This is a genomic window from Microbacterium sp. NPDC056044, from assembly GCF_042267145.1.
GTDB lineage: Bacteria > Actinomycetota > Actinomycetes > Actinomycetales > Microbacteriaceae > Microbacterium.
In genome coordinates, this window is record NZ_JBHJWZ010000005.1 from 303,780 (window position 1) to 323,264 (window position 19,485).

At 69.6% G+C, this 19,485-nt stretch carries 18 protein-coding genes; 13 read left to right on the forward strand and 5 right to left on the reverse strand.

Annotated elements, in window-relative coordinates; all coding sequences use genetic code 11:
- The first annotated feature begins 49 nt into the window (after positions 1-49).
- The 4 genes from ACFC1I_RS16220 (at position 50) to ACFC1I_RS16235 (ending at position 5,759) form a co-directional block, all read left to right on the forward strand.
- Positions 50-508: an SDR family NAD(P)-dependent oxidoreductase gene (locus tag ACFC1I_RS16220; protein WP_376011566.1), complete on the forward strand. Its 459-nt coding sequence runs from the start codon at positions 50-52 to the stop codon at positions 506-508.
- A gap of 825 nt (positions 509-1,333) precedes the next feature.
- Positions 1,334-3,046 (forward strand): hypothetical protein, encoded by a 1,713-nt coding sequence (locus ACFC1I_RS16225; protein ID WP_376011569.1) that lies wholly within the window; start codon positions 1,334-1,336, stop codon positions 3,044-3,046.
- Positions 3,019-5,409 (forward strand): hypothetical protein, encoded by a 2,391-nt coding sequence (locus tag ACFC1I_RS16230; protein WP_376011572.1) that lies wholly within the window; start codon positions 3,019-3,021, stop codon positions 5,407-5,409. The genes ACFC1I_RS16225 and ACFC1I_RS16230 overlap by 28 nt, the downstream gene beginning before the upstream one ends.
- Positions 5,410-5,456: 47 nt before the next feature.
- The gene (locus ACFC1I_RS16235; protein ID WP_376011575.1) at positions 5,457-5,759 is read left to right on the forward strand and encodes a hypothetical protein; all 303 of its coding nucleotides are present in this window, start codon (positions 5,457-5,459) and stop codon (positions 5,757-5,759) included.
- 127 nt (positions 5,760-5,886) lie between these two features.
- Here the strand turns inward: ACFC1I_RS16235 and ACFC1I_RS16240 are convergent, their stop codons facing one another.
- Positions 5,887-6,657 (reverse strand): DUF2690 domain-containing protein, encoded by a 771-nt coding sequence (locus tag ACFC1I_RS16240; protein ID WP_376011578.1) that lies wholly within the window; start codon positions 6,655-6,657, stop codon positions 5,887-5,889.
- A gap of 604 nt (positions 6,658-7,261) precedes the next feature.
- Entirely contained in the window at positions 7,262-8,020 is a 759-nt protein-coding gene (locus ACFC1I_RS16245; protein ID WP_376011581.1) for an SDR family oxidoreductase, read from the reverse strand.
- Positions 8,021-8,268: 248 nt separating this feature from the next.
- On the opposite strand from ACFC1I_RS16245, the gene ACFC1I_RS16250 reads away from it, so the two are divergent.
- Both ACFC1I_RS16250 and ACFC1I_RS16255 read left to right on the forward strand, forming a co-directional pair.
- The gene (locus ACFC1I_RS16250; RefSeq protein WP_376011584.1) at positions 8,269-9,240 is read left to right on the forward strand and encodes an alpha/beta hydrolase; all 972 of its coding nucleotides are present in this window, start codon (positions 8,269-8,271) and stop codon (positions 9,238-9,240) included.
- A gap of 294 nt (positions 9,241-9,534) precedes the next feature.
- Positions 9,535-10,209: a hypothetical protein gene (locus tag ACFC1I_RS16255; protein ID WP_376011587.1), complete on the forward strand. Its 675-nt coding sequence runs from the start codon at positions 9,535-9,537 to the stop codon at positions 10,207-10,209.
- 10 nt (positions 10,210-10,219) lie between these two features.
- Here the strand turns inward: ACFC1I_RS16255 and ACFC1I_RS16260 are convergent, their stop codons facing one another.
- On the reverse strand, positions 10,220-11,323 hold the full coding sequence (locus tag ACFC1I_RS16260) for a class I SAM-dependent methyltransferase (protein ID WP_376011590.1): 1,104 nt from the start codon (positions 11,321-11,323) through the stop codon (positions 10,220-10,222).
- Positions 11,324-11,413: 90 nt separating this feature from the next.
- Here ACFC1I_RS16260 and ACFC1I_RS16265 point away from each other — a divergent pair, with 90 nt between their 5' ends.
- Positions 11,414-11,839 carry a MarR family winged helix-turn-helix transcriptional regulator gene (locus ACFC1I_RS16265; RefSeq protein ID WP_376011593.1) on the forward strand — a complete coding sequence of 142 codons (426 nt, stop codon included), beginning with the start codon at positions 11,414-11,416 and terminating at the stop codon, positions 11,837-11,839.
- 58 nt (positions 11,840-11,897) lie between these two features.
- Positions 11,898-12,362, forward strand: a complete 465-nt coding sequence (locus tag ACFC1I_RS16270) for a DUF3817 domain-containing protein (protein WP_376011596.1) — start codon at positions 11,898-11,900, stop codon at positions 12,360-12,362.
- 85 nt (positions 12,363-12,447) lie between these two features.
- Here ACFC1I_RS16270 and ACFC1I_RS16275 read toward each other — a convergent pair whose 3' ends face one another.
- Positions 12,448-12,819 (reverse strand): GNAT family N-acetyltransferase, encoded by a 372-nt coding sequence (locus tag ACFC1I_RS16275; RefSeq protein WP_376011598.1) that lies wholly within the window; start codon positions 12,817-12,819, stop codon positions 12,448-12,450.
- A 169-nt stretch (positions 12,820-12,988) separates the two neighbouring features.
- Between ACFC1I_RS16275 and ACFC1I_RS16280 the strand changes: the two genes are divergently transcribed.
- The 4 genes from ACFC1I_RS16280 (at position 12,989) to ACFC1I_RS16295 (ending at position 17,689) form a co-directional block, all read left to right on the forward strand.
- The gene (locus ACFC1I_RS16280; RefSeq protein ID WP_376011600.1) at positions 12,989-15,547 is read left to right on the forward strand and encodes an ATP-dependent Clp protease ATP-binding subunit; all 2,559 of its coding nucleotides are present in this window, start codon (positions 12,989-12,991) and stop codon (positions 15,545-15,547) included.
- 110 nt (positions 15,548-15,657) lie between these two features.
- Entirely contained in the window at positions 15,658-16,533 is an 876-nt protein-coding gene (locus ACFC1I_RS16285) for an LLM class flavin-dependent oxidoreductase (protein ID WP_376011603.1), read from the forward strand.
- On the forward strand, positions 16,530-17,294 hold the full coding sequence (locus ACFC1I_RS16290) for an LLM class flavin-dependent oxidoreductase (RefSeq protein ID WP_376011606.1): 765 nt from the start codon (positions 16,530-16,532) through the stop codon (positions 17,292-17,294). The genes ACFC1I_RS16285 and ACFC1I_RS16290 overlap by 4 nt, the downstream gene beginning before the upstream one ends.
- Positions 17,291-17,689 (forward strand): hypothetical protein, encoded by a 399-nt coding sequence (locus ACFC1I_RS16295; protein WP_376011608.1) that lies wholly within the window; start codon positions 17,291-17,293, stop codon positions 17,687-17,689. Before ACFC1I_RS16290 ends, ACFC1I_RS16295 begins: the two co-directional genes overlap by 4 nt.
- Here the strand turns inward: ACFC1I_RS16295 and ACFC1I_RS16300 are convergent.
- Entirely contained in the window at positions 17,686-17,964 is a 279-nt protein-coding gene (locus ACFC1I_RS16300; protein WP_376012100.1) for a DUF6157 family protein, read from the reverse strand. The genes ACFC1I_RS16295 and ACFC1I_RS16300 overlap by 4 nt on opposite strands.
- On the opposite strand from ACFC1I_RS16300, the gene ACFC1I_RS16305 reads away from it, so the two are divergent.
- Entirely contained in the window at positions 17,953-19,485 is a 1,533-nt protein-coding gene (locus tag ACFC1I_RS16305) for an ATP-dependent DNA ligase (protein ID WP_376011611.1), read from the forward strand. The genes ACFC1I_RS16300 and ACFC1I_RS16305 overlap by 12 nt on opposite strands.

Consider the following 19,485-nt stretch of genomic DNA (forward strand, 5'->3'; position numbering starts at 1 on the left):
ATCGGAATCCCCGAACCCGCGCCGGCGCCTCGCGCGCGAGGATGAGCACATGGAATCCTCGCCGCTCGCACCCGCGCGGCTCTTCTCGTGCGCGGGTCAGGTCGCCGTGGTCACGGGGGCCGCGACCGGCATCGGCCGCGCGGCTGCCGAGGCGCTCGCCGCAGCGGGTGCGCGCGTGGTGCTCGCCGGCCTGACCTCGTTCGAGCCGGAGCGTGCTGCGGCGGACCTCGTCGGCCAGGGCGCCGACGCGATCGGCGTCGCATGGGATGTGACGGATGCCGCGGCTCTCTCCGACCTCGTCGAGGCCGTGGCGCGGCGATTCGGTCGGCTCGACACCGTCGTCGCGAGCGTCGGCGCCGCGTTCGACGACCCCGGCGCCGACGCCAGGATCCACCTCGTGAAGACAGAGCCTTGGGCCGTACCCGAAGATCCACTCGAAGTTGTCCATGAGCGTCCACCGGCGTCGGCGAGGCAGCTGTCATGGACGAGGAGGGCGAACCAGCTGTAGTCGCATCCTCTGCGAGCGAGTCGAGGAAATCGAGTTGGTCGGTCGTTGCGGCGGTCACGAACTTCGGTGAGTCGACGAGGCCGATCGGCGAGCCCGTTCGCGCGATCCGCGGGTGACTCTTCCGTGGACCCCGCATGGGCACGAGCCGAGGCGACAGGGTGGGGTCCACCCACCCCAGTCGACGCCTTGGATCGATTAGCCTTTTCTCGCGCCACTCGATCGACCGCGGCTGAAGGTTCATCCGAGATCGCCACAAGTGCACGCAGGCGGCACGAGCAAGAAGCTGTGCTGCAGAACCCGCGAGATTCCGGGATTCGTCGCCTATGGGGCGAGGACTGGGACTTTTGAGATAAACACCTGATTAGAGCCAATATTCGGTTCACTATTTGGGTAGGGTGTTGTCCGATTCGGCGTCCCGTACAGTGCGGGCCGCGGTGCTCGCGGCCCTTGTCCGGACACAGCGTCCGTCGCATGATCGTCTGCGGGGAGCTGCCAGTCACTTCGTAAGGACGCAACTACAGAATCGCGGGTTCGGACATCATCGCCGTGGCGCGGCCAGTGCGTCCCCGAGGTGGACGTCCGGCCAGTTGTGGGTGGCGCTTCAACGACGCCTCTTGTGGTGTCGAGGTTTGACCCCGGCCGACGCGAGCAACAGGACAGCGGCTTCCGCAACGCAGAGATGTCACGTCGGTCGCGGGCTGAACCGACGTTTCTGTTGTGGCGGTCGTTGCCGGTTGGTGTCAGAGTGTCCGCATGGAACGGACAAGGAAGCCGTTACGTCGCGCTGTCGCGGGGACGTTGGCGGCTCTGTTGGTCGGGGGCGCGTTGGTCGCCCTGACGCCGACCGCCGCCGTCGCCGCTGACCCGTTGCCGAATCCCGAGATCCCGACGCAGTGCGGGCTCGGGGTGACGCTGGTGCTGGATGCGAGCGGCTCGGTGCAGCAGTCCAACGCGGTGTCAGCGGTGCGCGCCGCAGCGGAGGCGTTCCTCGACGGGTTCGCCGACACGGGGTCCACCGCGCGGGTGATCCAGTTCGCCAGTCTCTCGCAGCAGCTGGCAGCGCGCGCGACGGTGACGTCGGCGAGTCTTCTGACCGGCGGGGTGTTCCGCAACGCGATCAATGGCTACTACAACCCGATTCCGCCGCGTCCGTCGTCTGTGGAGATCAAGCGCTACAACAGCGGCAACCCGTCGTCGGCCAGCAGTTGGCAGTCGGCCAATTCGAGCAACCAGTACACGAACTGGGATCAGTCCCTTGCTCAGGCGTCCACGGATGCCGGCGACCTGGTGGTCTATGTCACCGACGGCGACCCGACGGCATACGACTTCAACCAGGCGGGTGACCCGTTCAGCCCGGGACCTCCGCCCGACGTGGGCGTGGGCACCGACCGCACCTCGCAGGTCGAGGCGATCACCCTCGACCGGGCAGTGACCCGCGCGAACCAGGTGAAACAGACCGGCGCGCGCATGCTCGCCCTCGGCGTCGGCGCCGCACTGCAGAACCAGGCCAGTGTGCAGCGGCTCACCCAGATCTCCGGCCCGGACGTGGCGCGCACCATCGACGACTTCGACATCGAGACCACCGACGTCGCGCTGATCGCCGACTTCGACAATCTCGCGGCTGTCGTGCGCGGCCTGGTGCTGGAGCTGTGCTCACCGTCGCTGACGATCCGCAAGTTCGCCCAGTCCCCGACAGAATCGACGTACCTGCCCGCCGACGGCTGGGACATGACCGTCACTCCGACCGTTTCGGGCGGTTTCGACTGGGTGCTCCCTACCGGTGCCACCGGACCCGACGCGACGGTGACCACCACGGGAGGCGGTTTCGCCCAGTTCCAGTGGGAGCCCACCGTCGAGGACGCCGTCTCCTCGGCGCTCGTCGAAGAGCTGCTCGAATCCGGGTTCAGTCCCGGCAGACCCGGCCCGAACAACGACTTCCGATGCGAGTTCAAGGACGTGGTGGGCGACTCGAGGGTGGTCACCGGTGAACTCACTGACGCCGGCGGATCCGCGACCTTCTCACTCACTGGAATCGGGAACGAGATCGGCACCTGCTCGGTGTACAACTCCTTCGACTATGAGCCCGATATCGAGCTGACCAAGGTGAACAGCCCGACCAGTGTGCGTGGCGACCTCACACCCGCCGCCGTCGTCCGATCCAGCTACGCGCTCACCAATCCCGGTAACACGCCGCTGACCATCGCGACCATCGCCGACGACAAGTGCGCGCCGGTGCAGCAGGTCTTCGCGGCGCCCCCGAACCAGGCTTTCAACGTCGGCGACCTGAACCGCAACGTGCTGCTCGATCCAGGGGAGCAGTGGGAGGCGTACTGCGACCGCGAGATGCGGACCTCCAACAGTCGTCTCACCGCCGGTGTCAACGTCGTGAACACCGCGACCGTCACCGGCATCGACCCCGCAGGCACGGTCGTCCGCGACGCCGCGACCGATGACGTCGACGTCTTCGTCCCGAGGATCGCGCTCACGAAGCTCGTCGACGGTGAAAGGCGGTGGAGATCGTCTCCGGCAGTACCGTGACATACACGTATGAGGTATCCAACCTCGGGAACACACCGCTCGAGTCGGTGATCCTCGCCGACAACACCCCGCCTTGCGAAGCCCCAGAGCGCGGTGATGACGTCACCGGTAACGACGATGATGTCCTGGATGTCGATGAGACGTGGAGCTATTCGTGCTCCGCGGCACCGACCACCAGCGTCGTGAACACCGCGACAGTGACGGGAGTGCCGGTCGATCCGACTACGGGTGCCGTGTTCCCTGACCCGAACCCGACGGTGAGCGATGTGGATTACGCCGAGGTTGCTGTCCTCGACGCTGAACTCACGTTGGTGAAGTCCGTTGACCAATCGATCGTGTTCCCAGGCACTACGGTGAACTACACCTACGCCGCCACCAATAACGGCACCGCCGATCTGCGCAACGACACCGGCAACCCCGGCTGGGTCAGCGACGACCGGTGCGCACCGGTGACGCAGGTGAACGTCGACGGCTTCAACGTCGGCGACGTGAACACAGACACTCTGCTGAACCCAGGGGAGACCTGGCAGTTCAGCTGTGCGTCCGCGATCACCCAGCACACGATCAACATCGCGACCATCGTCGCCCAGCCTGTCGACGCCGGTAGCCCGCTGGGGGCGGTGCTGACACGACGAGACGTGGCCGTCGTCGACGTCGTACAACCGGGCATCCAGGTCACCAAATCCGCGCTGGTCCCGGTGGTCCTCGACCCTTCCGCAGAACCCGTCAGCGGCCCCGACGTTCCAGAAGTGCGACCGGCGCAATACCTCTACGAGGTCGAGAACACCGGCACGGTGCCGCTGCAGGACGTCACCACCAGTGACGACAGGTGCACGCCACTGACACTGGTCGATGGTGACACCAACGGTGACGACGTCCTCGATGTCGACGAAGTGTGGGTCTACACCTGCGAGACCACCCTCAGTCGTTCACAGGCGACGCCTCCGCCCGTGGGCGCGGAGTCCGGGCTGGTCACCAACACCGCAACCGCCTCGGGCACGCCGTTCATCCCGGAGGATCCCGTCGTGACGGGACCGGTGCAGACCGACACGGATATCGCCCAGGTCCTCGTGATCCAGCCAAGCATCTCGATCACCAAGACCGCCTCGGCCGACGTCGTGCGCGTGGGAAGCTCCGTCACCTACACCTTCGACGTCGCCAACACCGGGGGTGTCGGCCTCGATGTCCTCGGACCGAGCGACGACAAGTGCGCGCCGCTCGAGCCTGTCCCCGCCGCCGCCCCCGATGAGACCTTCAACATCGGAGACGTCAACAGGAACGGCATCCTGGACGGCGCGAACTCCGGCGCGGCGGAAACCTGGCAGTACACCTGCACCAGAGAAGTCCCGCTTCCGGAAGCGCCTGACACCTCCGACATCAACGAGGTCGGAGTAGCGGGCGTCGACCCGCTGGGCAACGTGTACATCGCCACCGACACGGCAGAGGTCGTGGTGCTGGATCCCGCCATCGACCTGGTGAAGTCCGTGAGTGACAACCTCGTCCTCGTCGGGACCGAGGTCACGTACAGCTTCGAAGTGACGAACGTCGGGCAGAGCCCGGTCGCTGCCGACGACGTCCTCGCAGAGGTCGTGCTGGGCGACATCGCGCTCCCGGCACAGCCCTCGTGTGCGACACCGACACTTGTCAGCAAGACGGGCGGAAACCAGGACGACCTCCTCGACCGCGATCCACCGGAGGTGTGGACCTACCAGTGCGCCTCGACGATCTCGGCGCCGACCACCAACCTCGCCGGCGTCGCCGCGATCGGCGGAACCACGTTCGGCCTCCGGCTGCCGGTCTTCGCATTCGACACCGAGTACGTGCAGACCTTCAACCCGCAGATCGCGGTCACCAAGACAGCTGACCCGACGATCACCACCCCGGGTGGCGCTGTCACCTACACCTATGAGGTCCGAAACCCCGGCGACGTACCTCTGGTGGACGTCGCTGAACGGATCGCAGATGACACCTGCGCACCCGTGACCTACGAATCCGGAGACCTCGACGGAGATGGTCTGCTGGACACCCCAACCAGCATCTTCGAGGACTCTCTCGATGAGACCTGGATCTTCACCTGCCGAACCACCGTCGACGTGACCACCACCAACACTGTGGTCGTCTCCGGCACCGCCGCCGATCCGACCGGCGAACCGTTGTGCGAGGACACGCCTGCCCTCCAGGTCGACGCGGCGGGACCCACGTGTGAGCCGACCGCCTCCGCACAGGCGGTCGTCGTGGTCGAGGCGCCACTGCCCGCCACCGGCGGCGGTGCGCTCTGGCCACTGGTCACGCTCGGAACGATCCTGCTGGCCATAGGAGCTGTGTCCGTACGCGCGTCCCGGCGAACAGCCCGTCGTGGTTGACCTTCAGCAACTCGACGGGTCGCACGTTGCGGGTGATCGTCGGCGCCATGACCGATGCGACCAGCCCGCCTGCGAGCTATGACGACCTCCGCGCCGTGTACGTCAACTGCACCCTCAAGCGCAGTCCCGAGCTATCCCACACGCAGGGGCTGATGGATCACAGCATCGCCCTGATGCGCGCGCAGGGCGTGAGCGTGGATGTGATCCGGTTCGTGGACCACGATGTCGCGACCGGCGTCTATCCCGATATGCGAGAGCACGGCTGGGACACGGACGCATGGCCCGACGACATCTGGCCACTCATCGATGCCGCCGGCCGGGCGAGGTCGTTGCCGAGGAGCTCGACGTGACGTGACGCGGTCTGTTCAGGCCGCCGCGAACTGCTGCCGGACGGCAGATGCTGTCGTCGACCAGATATGTCGTCACTGACCGACGATCGCCGTCTTCGGCGTGTCTTGGCTTAGCGCACTGGCCCGCTCAGATGCAGAGGGGGTCGCCGAGATCGATGCGCTTGCCGTCGACGGTGTAGCTGCCCTCAGCGCACAGCAGAGTGTCCGCGCTCGGCCGCACGACGAGGGTGGTGTACGCGCCCTGGACGTCGTGCTCGGTCGCTTCCTGACGGTCCGGACCGTCTGCGGCCGTCTCCGGATAGATCGCGATTGTGACGGTGTTGCCCTGGTAAAGGCCGTCGTAGCGGGTGATCCGTCCCCAGCCCGCTTGGCACTTGTCTGACCAGACGATCTCGAGCAGGGAGTTGTCCGCGCGGGTGTCGCCGGTGGCAACGCGCGCGTCTTCGACACACTCGGTTGCCGCAGGATCCTCACCGGTCGACACATGGATCGCGGGGCCCTCCTCAGCGACCGCGGCAGGAGGCGCGAGCAGCGGGGACACGGCGAGCGTGGTCGCGGCTGAAGCGATAACCCCGATGACGAACGCTCCGACGCCGATCGCGATTGCCGTGCCGCGGGTCACCGACACGCGCGGCTTGCCGGTGCTCTTCGCGACAGCATCGACCTGGCTGTCGCGGCTCATTCCCGCAAGCGCATCCCGCCTGCTCAACCAGACGTCGATGTCGCCGTTGCAGGCGCGGACGATTCCGTCGACGGTCCGTGCAGAAGGGAGTTGCCGGCCTGCGAAGGCATCTGAGAGGACGCTGCGCGAGATACCCGTCTCCGCCTGGAGCCTGGCCTGCGTCGGATTGTCCGCGTCCAGGCGAAGTCTACGAAGGTCGGCAGCGAACTTCTCCACTGAGTCGCTCTGCTGGCCTGCGGCCGGGGCGGAAGACAGGTCGGATCCAGACACAGGTTCCCCATTCGATTGCGCGTTCAAGCGTGTCGTGCCCCCAGGCACACGCTTTTTATAGCACCGGTCGCGGCCGAGCCGTTCGCTCATTTCACGGGGCGCCACGTACGACCGAAGATGTCGGATTTGTCTGGAACCGACGTTCTCGGGCGGTTGCAGGGACGGGAGTTCCGACATCCTTCGGATGTGTCATCCGTGGGGGTGCCGCAGCCCGGGGGCGTGGCGCTGGATGGCAAGGATGTCGCAGTTGCGCCAGAGGCAAGAGGCTTGCCCGGCGCCACTGTGGGGGTGCGCGCCGCGCACTGCGACATCCGTCAGTGAACCATCGGCCCCTCACCCCGGTACTACCCGGTAGACGGTGCGCATATGAACGGGGGATCAGCGTCACCTTGGTGGGGGTCTGGGCCCCGGACGATTCCAGCTTGTTCTCGACTCGACATCGCATCCCCAACCGAGCGCATAGAGAGCGATTGGGCTTGTTGCACCGCCATCCGACTTCAGCGGGCAGACTGAGCCCTTCCGCGGGCGTTCGTGTTTCTGAGGGATGCCGCTACCGGACCTGGTCGGTCGGGCGGATCAGGATGGCGTTCACCGACACGTGCTCAGGCTGCCGCAGTGCATAGGGCACGGCCTCGGCGATGTCGTCGGCTTCGAGCGTGCGCATCGAGTCGGCGATCTCGGATGCGGCCTGGCGCATCGTCTCGTCGGTGATGTGGCTCGTCAGCTCAGTGGCGACGAAGCCGGGCTCGATCAGCGTGACCCGCACACCCTGCGACGTCACCTCCTGCCGCAGCGATTCGGTGAACGCGCTGACCCCGAACTTCGTCGCGGCGTAGACACCGCTGCCGAGGGATGCGATGCGTCCGGACGTCGATGAGACCTGCACGATGTGGCCCTGCGTCTCGATGAGGTGCGGCAGCGCCGCGTGCACGGCGTACATCGAGCCGAGCAGGTTCGTGTCGACCATGCGCTCCCACTCGCGCACGTCGGCCCCGAGGATCATGCCGCTCTGCATGAGGCCGGCGTTGTTGATGAGCGCGTCCAGCCGCCCGAACCGCTCGACGACCTGCGCGATCGCCACGGCGACGGAGTCATAGCTCGTCACGTCGAGCGGCACGCTCATCACCTCGCCCGGGGCGGCGTCGGCGAGTGCACTCAGGCGGTCGGTGCGGCGGGCACCGACGGCGACGCGCATCCCTGCGCCCGACAGCGCGAGCGCCGTGGCCCGCCCGATTCCCGATGATGCACCCGTGACCAGCGCGACCTTTCCACGCAGGTCCGAATCGGTGGTCTCTGAGATGTTCGCCATAGGTCTCTCCTTCGTGATCGGATGCTGCGGCCCGCGGTCGCCGCGAAGAGCCGACCGCGTCGGGCATCGCCCGCGGTCGCCCGTCAGCAATGACCGCGCAGAGATCCGATCCGTGACACACCGGTGCCGTGGTGGGCGATCAGCGAATCGGTGTCACACCCGCGCACCTCGCCCGGTCTTCCTGTTCAAGCCGGTGCATGCCGGCCGAGTCCGACCGACATCAACCGCACCCGCGGAGGAGCATCGACATGACCGAGCACATCCTGCAACCAGAAGCACGCGCCTTCGCCGAAGCCGCCGCTGCCCCGCCCACCCTCGTCGAACGCGGTGTCGACGGGGCGCGAAAGCTCCTCGACGACGTGCAGGCGGGGCCCATCGAGCTCCCCGATGTCGAGGATGAGTGGATCACCGTGCCCGCCGCCGTCGGCGACGTCCGCGTCCGCATCGTCAAGCCGGTCGGTGCGGAAGGGCTCCTTCCCGCGGTGCTCTACGTCCACGGCGGGGGCTGGGTGCTCGGCAACGCCGGCACGCACGATCGCCTCGTGCGCGACCTCGCGACGGGCGCCGACGCTGCGATCGTGTTCGTCGAGTACACGCGATCGCCCGAGGCGCAGCATCCCGTCGCCATCGAACAGGCGTACGCGACAGCGCGGTGGATCACCGATCACGGTGAGGAGAAGGGATTGGATGCTGCGCGCCTGGCCGTCGCGGGGGACTCGGTCGGCGGCAATATGGCGGCCGTGCTCGCGATCCTCGCGAAGAAGCGCGGGGACGTCGCGTTCATCCACCAGTCGCTGTACTACCCGGTCACCGACGCGCGGCAGGACACGGCCAGCTACCGCGAGTTCGCGGAAGGGTTCCACCTGCGCGCGGACGCGATGGCGTGGTTCTGGGACAACTACCTGCCCGACCTGCACAAGCGCAGCGATGTCACCGCGTCACCGCTGCAGGCCCCGACGGATGAGCTCAAGGGGCTGCCCGAGACGCTGCTCATCGTCGACGAGAACGACGTGCTGCGCGACGAGGGCGAGGCCTACGGGCGCAAGCTCATCGAGGCGGGCGTGCCCACGACGCTCGTGCGGTACGACGCCACCATCCACGACTTCATGATGCTCAACCCGCTGCGCTCGTCGGCGGCGACCACCGCCGCGATCGCGCAGGCGGTCCACACCCTCCGCGGCGCCTTCGATCGCGCGGCCGTGCTCACGCCCACGAGGTGATTTTCCAGAAAAGCTCCCCAACTCGCGTAATAGATTCCCTAGGGCGTTGTCTCTTCACTGGGGGATAGCGCCGGAGCCCCGGTCCGGCACCCCGGCCGTGGGTCCCGAGCTCACGGCTACCGGGGGCGCCGGCATTCTCGCGTCGGCCCCCCGGTCATCCCGGCGCCGTCGGCATGCGCGGACCAATTCCCGCGGAACAGGTGACACGGAGCGCCCGCCTTTCTACAGTTGAGTCACGACGCCGAGGCTGTGGGAGCCCGGCGCCGAAGATGCACGCGGTGAAAGGGGAATACCGTGGACGACGACGTGGACCCGACCACGGAACCTGCGTCGGTGTCCGCCGCCGCTCCGGCGGCACCGCCCGTGACCCGGGGCACGCTCGTCTGGTTCGGCCTCGGCTTCGTGCTGCTGTCGTTCTTCGCCGCCTTCCTCGGGTCCTGGCTCGCGCGGTCGGTCGACACGGCGGAGCCCGCGCCGGCGCCGGAGCCGTCCGCGTCGGCCACCCTGTCGCCGGAGTACGAGGACGCGCTCGCCGAGATCCTTCCCGCAGGATCCGCGGTGCGCGCCGGCACCGGAGTTCCCGAGAGCGGCAAAGGGTACGAGGGCGACGTGTACATCGACATCGACACGTCCGACGTGTACCTCTTCAACGACGGCGAGTGGACCCTCGTGGGGAACATCCGGGCGTCCGCGGCTGAGAATCTCACCGGCGAGCAGGGTCCGGCCGGCGCGCAGGGCGAGCAGGGAGCGCAGGGCGCTGAGGGGGCTCAGGGGCCGACGGGTTCTCCCGGTGAGCCCGGCACGCAGGTGATGCTCGGCACCGCAGCACCCGAAGAGGACACCTGCACGGCTGATGGCGATGTGTTCATCGACACCGCGTCGGTGCAGTTCTACGAGTGCAGCGACGGCGCCTGGGCGCTGTTCGGACCGACGCCCGAGCCCGAGTCGACCCCCGACGCCGGCGAGTAGACGCGCGATCTCACCGACGCGCCGACGCCGTCACCGTGAACTTGGCGTTGCGCGCGACCTGCCGCGTCGGGCCGACCGCGCGCTCGAGCGCCGGGCGGTAGCGCAGGCCCGAGTTCCACACCGTCCAGAGTTCGCCGCCGGGGCGCAGCACGCGGGCGGCCTCGGCGAACATCCGCGGCGCAATGCCCTCGTGCACGGCCGCTCCCGAGTGGAACGGCGGGTTCAGCGCAATGAACGACGCGCTCGCGTCAGGCTGTGCTCCGAGCATGTCGTCTCGGACCACCTCGATGCGGTCGGCCACACCGTTGGCCTCCGCCGTCGCGCGGGCGGACGAGACGGCGACCGCGGACTGGTCGCACGCGATCACGCGGAGAGATGGATGCTGCAGCGCCAGCGCCGCCGCGATCACACCGGTTCCGCACGCGAAGTCGATCGCCGTCCCGTCGGCGAGCGAGGGGAGGTGCTCGAGCAGGAACCTGGTGCCGATGTCGATCGACGTTCCCGCGAAGGCGCCGCCGTAGGCGCAGACGACGATCCCGTCGTGGATCGCCCGGCTCGGCACGGGGTCGCGGCCATCCTGCGGCTCCCGGGCGACGAGAACGCGGGACTTCTGGCGCGCCAGGGTCACGTCGAGCCGGGCGAACCGCTCCCGCAGCACGTCGTTCATCGCGACTGTCATGTGCTTCACGCGGCCTCCCGCGAACACGATGACGTCGTCCGCCGCGTGCGCAGCGATCAGCCCCGCGATGTCGCGCAGCGCGTCGAGCGAGCGCGGCAGCCGCATCAGCACGATGCGGGCACCGCGCACCAGTCCGGGCTCGAGCGGCAGCGACACGAAGGCGTCGCGCAGGCCGAAGCGCTCGGCGTTCGCTGCGAGCGCGCGCTCGCCGGTGAGCGGATCCTGATGGACGCGGATGCCACGACCGCCGTCCGCCGCCGCGCCCAGCGTGAGTGCGCCGTAGCCGTCGCCGATCACCACGAGCTCGCCGACGTCGACGCCTGCGCGGGCGGACGCGGATTCGTCGAGGAGCAGCCGGTCCGCAGCATCCGTCGCCACGAGGTCCGGGGCCTCGACGTCGGGCCACCGGCGCAGGCCGTCGAGCGAGAAGGTCACCGTCCCACGGTAGCCGGGCGGGCGGCGTCCCGTTCCGGGAACCGCTGCCGAACGCGTGCCCTCCCGCGGCAGCGGGACTAGCATTCAACGGTGCCCGACCGTCCGATCAGTCCCGTCATCTCGCTGCTGACCGTGGCCGCGGTGTGGGATGCGCACCTCGGCGCACAGCTGCGCGACCTCGGTCTCACCACCCGCAAGTACGGGCTGCTCGCCCACATCGAGGCGACGCCGGGCATCTCGTTCAGCGAACTGGCGCGCCGCTCGCAGATCACCGTGCAGTCGGCGCACACCGCCGTGCAGACGCTTGTCGCCGACGGGCTCGTCGCGGACGCGACCAAACACGCGGGTGCGGCCTCGGACCTGCGCGTGACCGAGCGGGGGAGCGAGGTGCTGCAGGCGGCCGAGCAGCGACTCGCGGCGCTCGACGAGGGACTCGCCGCGGGGGCACCGGCGCTCGCGTCAGCGCTGGAAGGGCTGCACGAACAGCCCTTCGGACTCGCCCCCGGGGAAGCGTAGAGTGCTGCGGCCAGCGAACCTTCAGGAAGGCTGAAGGGCTTTCAGTTAGACTGAAGGCGTGTTCCGCAATCCCCACACTCTGTTCCGCGCCCTCGCGATCCTCGAGGCGATCACGTGGACGCTCCTGATCACCGGCCTCATCCTCCGCGCGACGACCGGCTGGGCGCTCGGCGTCACCATCGGCGGCGGCATCCACGGCTTCATCTTCCTGTCCTATGCCGCGACCGTGATCCTCGTCGCACTGAACAACCGCTGGCGCGTCGGCCCGACGGTGGTGGCGCTCGTGAGCGCCGTCATCCCGTACGCGACCATCCCGACCGAGATCTGGCTGCAGCGCAGCGGCCGCCTCGCGGGAGCGTGGCGCCTCGAGGCTGCCGACGACCCCCGCGATCGCAGCTGGTACGACCGGCTTCTGCGGTGGTTCCTGCGCCACCCCTGGGTGCTGGGAGCGCTGATCGCCCTCGCCGTCGTGCTCCTGTTCGTCGTGCTCCTCATCGTGGGCCCGCCGGGCGGCCGTCACTGACGACCGCACTCTCGGCCGCCACGCTTCTTCGGAGGCGGGGCGGCCGAGTCGCGTATCGGGCGTCGCCGATGACGGATGCTGCGGCTCAGCGCCACGCCGGCAGCTGCTGCAGCGTCCAGGTGTTGCCGTCGGGGTCGTCGAACTGGACGAACCGGCCCCAGTCCTGTTCGTCGACACCGCGCCCCTCGACGCCGTTCGCCCGCAGGTGCGCGAGCGCCTCGTCGGCGTCCGGCACGACGACCTGGATGGTGTTCTGCTGCCCGGGCTCGAGGGTGCCGCCGAGCCCGGTGCCGAAGGCGATCGAGCATGCCGAACCGGGCGGCGTCATCTGCACGAAGCGGAGCCCCTCGACAGGCGTCTGGTCGTGGTCGGCATGGAAGCCGATCCGCTCGTAGAACTCCTTCGCGCGGTCGACGTCCGACACCGGCACGTGGATGAGCTCGATCTTCCAGTCCATCGTGTTCCCTCTCGTCTGGTGAAGCGGGTCCCCCTGGGCGAAAACGTTACGCCGGGGGTGCGACATCCGCCGCTGGGGAATACCTGGGCAGGAGAAGGGTTGAACTTGACAATGCCTGTGTCAAGTTCGAAACTTGACACCCCTCCACTCAAGTTTCAGGAGAGATGGAATGCCCGAAGACTTCACCCCCCAGGCCGGCGACGACGCGAGCTCGTTCGACGAGTTCCTGGCGCGCTACCTCGCGGGCGAGCGTGCCCGCGCCGAGCGCTCGATCGATCTGAGCCGCTACCTCGGCGCCCGCACGCAGGAGCTGCTGCAGCGCGCCGGCAAGTTCGCCCTCGAGCGCGGCCAGCACGAGCTCGACGCCCTCCACGTCCTGCGCGTCCTCGTCACCGAGGCGCCGGCGCGCGATGCCGTCGAGCGCCTCGGCATCGATGCCGACGCCATCGCACGTGCCACACAAGAGCGGCTTCCCGCCGCGACGGCGGCGGCCGACGTCGACGGGGCCGTCGTGACCTCGTCCGTGCAGCGCGCGCTGTTCCACGCGTTCCAGGTCGCCCGTTCCTCCGGCTCGACGTACGTCGACCCCGAGCACCTCTTCTTCGCGCTCGTGCTCGCGCAGGACACGCCAGCCGGCCAGGTGCTGGCACGCGCCGGTGTGACGGCCGAGGCCCTGATGCAGGGCGCGCGTGAGACCGTGACGCCGGGCGAGACCACGCAGACCGCCGCTGCACCGGAGGGCGCAGCATCCGACACCCCCATGCTCGACACGTACGGCACCGACCTGACGGCGCGCGCCGTCGCGGGCGAACTCGACCCCGTGATCGGCCGCGCCGACGAGATCGAGCAAACGATCGAGATCCTCAGCCGCCGCACCAAGAACAACCCGGTGCTCGTCGGCGAGGCGGGCGTCGGCAAGACCGCGATCGTCGAGGGGCTCGCGCAGGCGATCGTCGAGGGCTCCGTGCCCGAGCAGCTGCTCGGCAAGCGCGTCATCGCCCTGGACCTGCCCGCGATGCTCGCGGGCACGCGCTACCGTGGTGACTTCGAAGAGCGCCTCACCAAGACGATGGACGAGATCTCGGCGCTCAAGGGCGACCTGATCGTCTTCATCGACGAGGTGCACACGGTCGTGGGTGCCGGCGGTGCGGGCGACGGCGGCATGGACGCGGGCAACATCCTGAAGCCCCGCCTCGCGCGCGGCGAGCTGCACCTGGTGGGCGCGACGACGCTCAAGGAGTACCGCGTCATCGAGAAGGACCCCGCGCTCGAGCGCCGGTTCCAGCCGGTGCGCGTCGGCGAGCCGTCCGTCGAGGACGCCGTGCTGATCCTCCGCGGCCTCAAGTCCGCGTACGAGGAGCACCACGGCATCGTCTACACCGACGAGGCCCTGCGTGCCGCCGTCGAGCTCAGCGACCGGTACCTGACCGAGCGGGTGCTGCCCGACAAGGCGATCGACCTCATCGACCAGGCGGGCGCGCGACTGCGGCTGCGGCTGGGGTCGAAGGTGGACGTGAGCGGGCTCATCGAGCGCCTCGCGACCCTCGAGGCCGACAAGAACGCCGCCGTGTCGGCGGAGCACTACGAGGAGGCGTCGCAGATCCGCGACCAGATCGCCGAGGTGCAGGACCGCCTCGAGCGTGCCACCGCCGCAGGTGCCGCCGTGCGTACCGAGGCGATCGTCGACGAGCCCGAGATCGCCGCGGTGATCAGCCGGGCCACCGGCATCCCGGTGAACCGCCTGACCGAGACCGAGCGCGAGCGCCTGGCGTCCCTCGAGGACGAGCTGCACGACCGCGTGATCGGGCAGGACGACGCGGTGACAGCGGTCGCCAAGGCCGTCCGGCGCAACCGCACCGGCATGGGCGACGCCCGTCGCCCGGTGGGGTCGTTCCTCTTCCTCGGCCCGACCGGCGTGGGCAAGACCGAGCTCGCGAAGGCACTCGCGGCGTCGCTGTTCGACGACGAGGGCGCGGTCATCCGCTTCGACATGAGCGAGTTCGGCGAGCGCCACACCGTGTCGCGTCTCGTCGGCGCCCCTCCCGGATACGTCGGCTACGACGAGGCCGGGCAGCTCACCGAGCGCGTGCGGCGCAATCCGTACTCGATCGTGCTGTTCGACGAGATCGAGAAGGCGCACCCCGACGTGTTCAACCTGCTGCTGCAGGTGCTCGACGACGGGCGTCTGACCGATGGTCAGGGGCGCACCGTCGACTTCCGCAACACGGTGGTCGTCATGACCTCGAACCTCGGCTCGGAGTTCCTCGCGTCGCGCGGCGGTGCGATCGGCTTCCTCGCCGACGGGGGAGGGACGACCGGCTTCGGGTCGGAGAAGGATCTGCGCGACCGCGTCTTCGGCAAGTTGCGCGAGGCGATGCGCCCCGAGTTCCTCAACCGCATCGACGAGATCGTGCTGTTCCGCAAGCTCGAAAAGCCGCAGCTGCAGTCGATCGTCCGCCTGCTGCTGGGCGCGTCCGACGCGCGGCTCGCGAAGCGCGAGGTGTCGCTGGTCGTGACGGACTCCGCCGTGGCGTGGCTCGCCGACAACGGGTACGAGCCCGAGTACGGCGCGCGGCCGCTGCGCCGGCTCATCCAGCGCGAGGTCGACGACCGCATCGCAGACCTGTTCGTCACGGGTGCGCTCGTCGACGGCGGGACGGTGACGGTGGATGCTACGGCCGGCGCCCTGTCGGTGGTCGCAGGTTCGCCGTTCGCCGTGGCCGCCTGATCCGACACCGTGTGCCGAGAGGCGCCGAGCCTTCGGGCTCGGCGCCTCTTCGCGCATCCAGGTGGCGTACGTGCTTCTCGGTGTCGGGGTGTCCTGACAGAGTGGGTGACATGACCCGCATCGGCGCGATCTTCAACCCGTACACGCACAGCCCCGACGAGTTCCGCGATGCGGTGCTCGCCGCCGAGTCGGCGGGCCTCGGCGAGCTGTGGATCTGGGAGGACTGCTTCCGGCAGTCCGCGTTCGCCACGGTGGGCGCGGCCCTCGCGTGGACGGAGGCGCTGCGCATCGGCATCGGCATCGCGCCGATGCCGCTGCGGAACGTCGCCGCCACCGCGATGGAGATCGCCACGGTCGAGCGGCTGTTCCCCGGGCGGCTGCTACCTGGTGTCGGCCACGGCGTGCTCGATTGGATGGGGCAGGCGGGTGCGCGGGTCGCTTCGCCGCTGACGCTCATGCGCGAGTACGTGCCGGCGCTGCGCGGCCTGCTCGCCGGCGACGCGGTGAGCGCCGACGGCCGCTACGTGAAGCTCACCGACGTGCGCCTCGACTACCCGCCGGTCGCGCCGCCGCTCGTGTACGCGGCGGCCGAGGGCCCGAAGACGCTGCGGCTGAGCGGCGAGGTCGCCGACGGCACGGTGCTCGACAGCGGGCACACGGCGGAGGAGTACGCGGTCGCGACCGCGGCGATCCGCGAGGCACGCGCGGCGGCCGGCCGCACCGGAGACCACGACGTCGTGGCCTACGTCGTCACGGCATTCGGCGCAGACGCCGAGGCGCGAGTCGTCGCCGACGTGGGCGACAAGCCCGACCCCGCAGAGCGGGCGCTGTGGGGCGACCCGGCGGAGGTCGCCGGTCGAGCGCAGCGCTTCTTCGACGCGGGCGTCGACGACGTCGTGCTGCTGCCCGCGTCCCGCGGCGACATCGCCGAGTTCTACCGCGCGGCCGCCGAGGTGTCCCGACTCGTGCGGTCGGCCGCAGCATGACGGCGGCGCTGTCGATCGGGATCGCTGCCGCGGCCGGCGCGGAGGCCGGCGCGCGCGTCGCGGCAGCGGCGGAGAGCGCAGGACTGCACGCCCTGTGGGTCAACGACACACCGGGCGACGACGCCCTCGAAGTGCTCGCGGCCGCTGCCGGCACGACGGAGCGGCTCGGGCTCGCGACAGGCGTGCTGCCGATCGACCGGCGCAGTCCCGACGAGATCCTCGAGAGCGCTGCCGCACTCTCCGCCGACCGCCTCGTGCTCGGCATCGGCGCGGGGCAGCTGCGTTCCGGAGCGATCGAGAGCGTGACGGATGCTGCCACCGCCCTCCGCGCGCGCACCGAGGCGCGTGTCGTGGTCGGCGCGCTCGGTCCGCGGATGCGGCGTGCGGGGGCGGAGGCCTCGGACGGACTCCTGCTCAGCTGGCTCACCCCCGGCGTCGCGGCGGAACAGGCGGCGCGGGCTCGATTGGCGGCTCCGTCGGCACACGTCGCGCTGTACGTGCGCACCGCGACCGACCCGGCGGCGGTCGCGGCCCTCGAGGAAGAGGCGGCCCGCTACGCCCGGTACCCCGTGTATGCCGCGAACTTCGCGCGGCTGGACCTCCGCGCCGGCGACACCCTGATCCGGCCGGGTGAGCTGCAGGACCGGATCGCCGCGTACCGCGTGGCCGTCGACGAGGTCGTGCTGCGCGTCATCACGGCGTCGGGCGGCGCCGACGACCACCTGCGTTTCATCGACGCCGTCGCAGAGGCCGCCGCGTGACGCGCGCCGTCGCCCGGTGGGCGCTCGCGGCGCTGCTCGTGGCCGCGGGCGCGTCGCATCTGACGTGGGGCAGACGCGGTTACCGCATCGTCATCCCGGACTGGGCGACGCGGCTCTTTCACACCGACAAGGACACGATCGTCGTCGCGTCGGGCGTCGTCGAACTGATGCTCGGCGGTGCGCTCGTCGCACTCCCCGCCGAGCGTCGCCGCGTCGGCTGGGCGGTCGCCGGGTTCTTCGTGGCCGTCTTCCCGGGCAACGTCCATCAATGGCGGACGGGCCGCTCGGCGCCGCTGATGCGCACCGATCGGGCGCGCTTCGTCCGGCTCCTGCTGCAGCCGCTGCTCGTCGCGTGGGCGTTGTGGAGCACGAGCGATCGGTTCGTCCCGCGTTAGCGGCGGGCGCTGCGCATCGCCTGCGTGTGGGCGAGTGCGGCGTCGTCGGCGAACCGTCGGTACTCGTCGGACTCGACGGGATAGAGCGCCACGCGACCCTGGTCGTCGTGGTGGATGCCCCAGCCGTAGCGCTTGCCGAGGGGCGACGACCGGAGGCACGGCTGCCCCTTGGCGAAGAACCGCACGCGTTCGGCATCGCGGTCGGCGTCTGCGATGCCCGCGCGCCGGGGACACGTGTCGGGGGCCGGTGCCAGAATGCCGATGTGCTGCTGAATGAGCTGGTGACCGCGACGGGCGAGGTCGCGGCGACGTCGTCGCGATTGGCCAAGGTCGCCGTCCTCTCGGCGCTGCTGCGTGAACTTGAGCCCGACGAGATCGGGCCCGCGATCGGGTTCCTCACGGCCAGCCCGCGGCAGGGACGCCTCGGTGTCGGGTGGCGCAGCCTGATGGGACTCGAGGTCACCCACACGGACGAGCCGACGTTGACGGTGCTCGACGTCGATGCGTCGCTCAGCCGCCTTGCCGCTGCCGATGGTACGGGCTCCGTGCTCGCCCGGCGCGCCGAGCTCGACGCGCTCGCGACTGCCGCCACCGCCGACGAATGGGACTTCCTGGCACGCGTCATGATCGGCGAGCTTCGCACCGGCGCCCTCGAAGGCGTGCTCCTCGACGCGATCGCCAAGGGTTCCGAGCGCGCAGCGCCCATCGTGCGGCGGGCCGCGATGCTGTCCGGCGACCTGGGCGCGACGGCGCGCATCGCGCTCACCGGCACGCCCGCCGAACTCGACGCGGTCGGGCTCGAGGTGGGGCGCGGCGTGCTGCCGATGCTCGCCGCGACGGCGGGCTCGACGACCGAGGCGCTCGAGACGCTCGGGGGCGCAGCATCCGTCGAATACAAGCTCGACGGCGCGCGGATCCAGGTGCATCGCGACGGCGACGACGTCCGCGTCTTCACGCGGAGCCTCGCCGACATCACGCACCGTGTGCCCGAACTCGTCGAAGCGGTGCGGGCATTGCCCGCCGAGCGGGTGATCCTCGACGGCGAGACGCTGTCGCTCGACGAGGACGGCGGGCCGCGGCCGTTCCAAGACACCATGTCGCGATTCGGGTCGATGGGCGACGACGCGGCGGCCACCGTCCTGAGGCCGTGGTTCTTCGACATCCTGCATCTCGACGGCCGCGACCTGATCGACGAGCCGCTGGCCACGCGGCTCGAGCTGCTCGATCGAGCCGTCGGCGACGCCCGCATGCCGGGCGTCGTCACCGACGACCCCGCGAAGGCGGAGGAGTTCTCACAGCAGGCGCTCGCCGCGGGCCACGAGGGCGTCATGGTCAAAGCGCTCGACGCTCCCTACGCCGCCGGGCGGCGTGGCAAGAGCTGGCTCAAGGTCAAACCGGTGCTCACCTTCGACCTCGTCGTGCTCGCGGTCGAATGGGGATCGGGCCGTCGCACCGGGCAGCTGTCGAACCTGCACCTGGGCGCCCGCGATCCGGAGGGCGCCTTCGGCGAACCGGGCGGCTTCGTGATGGTGGGCAAGACCTTCAAGGGCCTCACCGACGCGACGCTGAAGTGGCAGACCGAGCACTTCCCGACCATCGAGACCCACCGCTCGGCGTACGCCGTGCACGTGCGCCCCGAGACGGTCGTCGAGATCGCCATCGACGGCGTGCAGCGGTCGACGCGGTACCCGGGCGGTGTCGCGCTGCGCTTCGCGCGGGTGAAGGGCTACCGCCCCGACAAGCGCCCCGACGAGGCCGACACGATCGAGTCGCTCCGCGCCCTTCTGCGAGGGTGA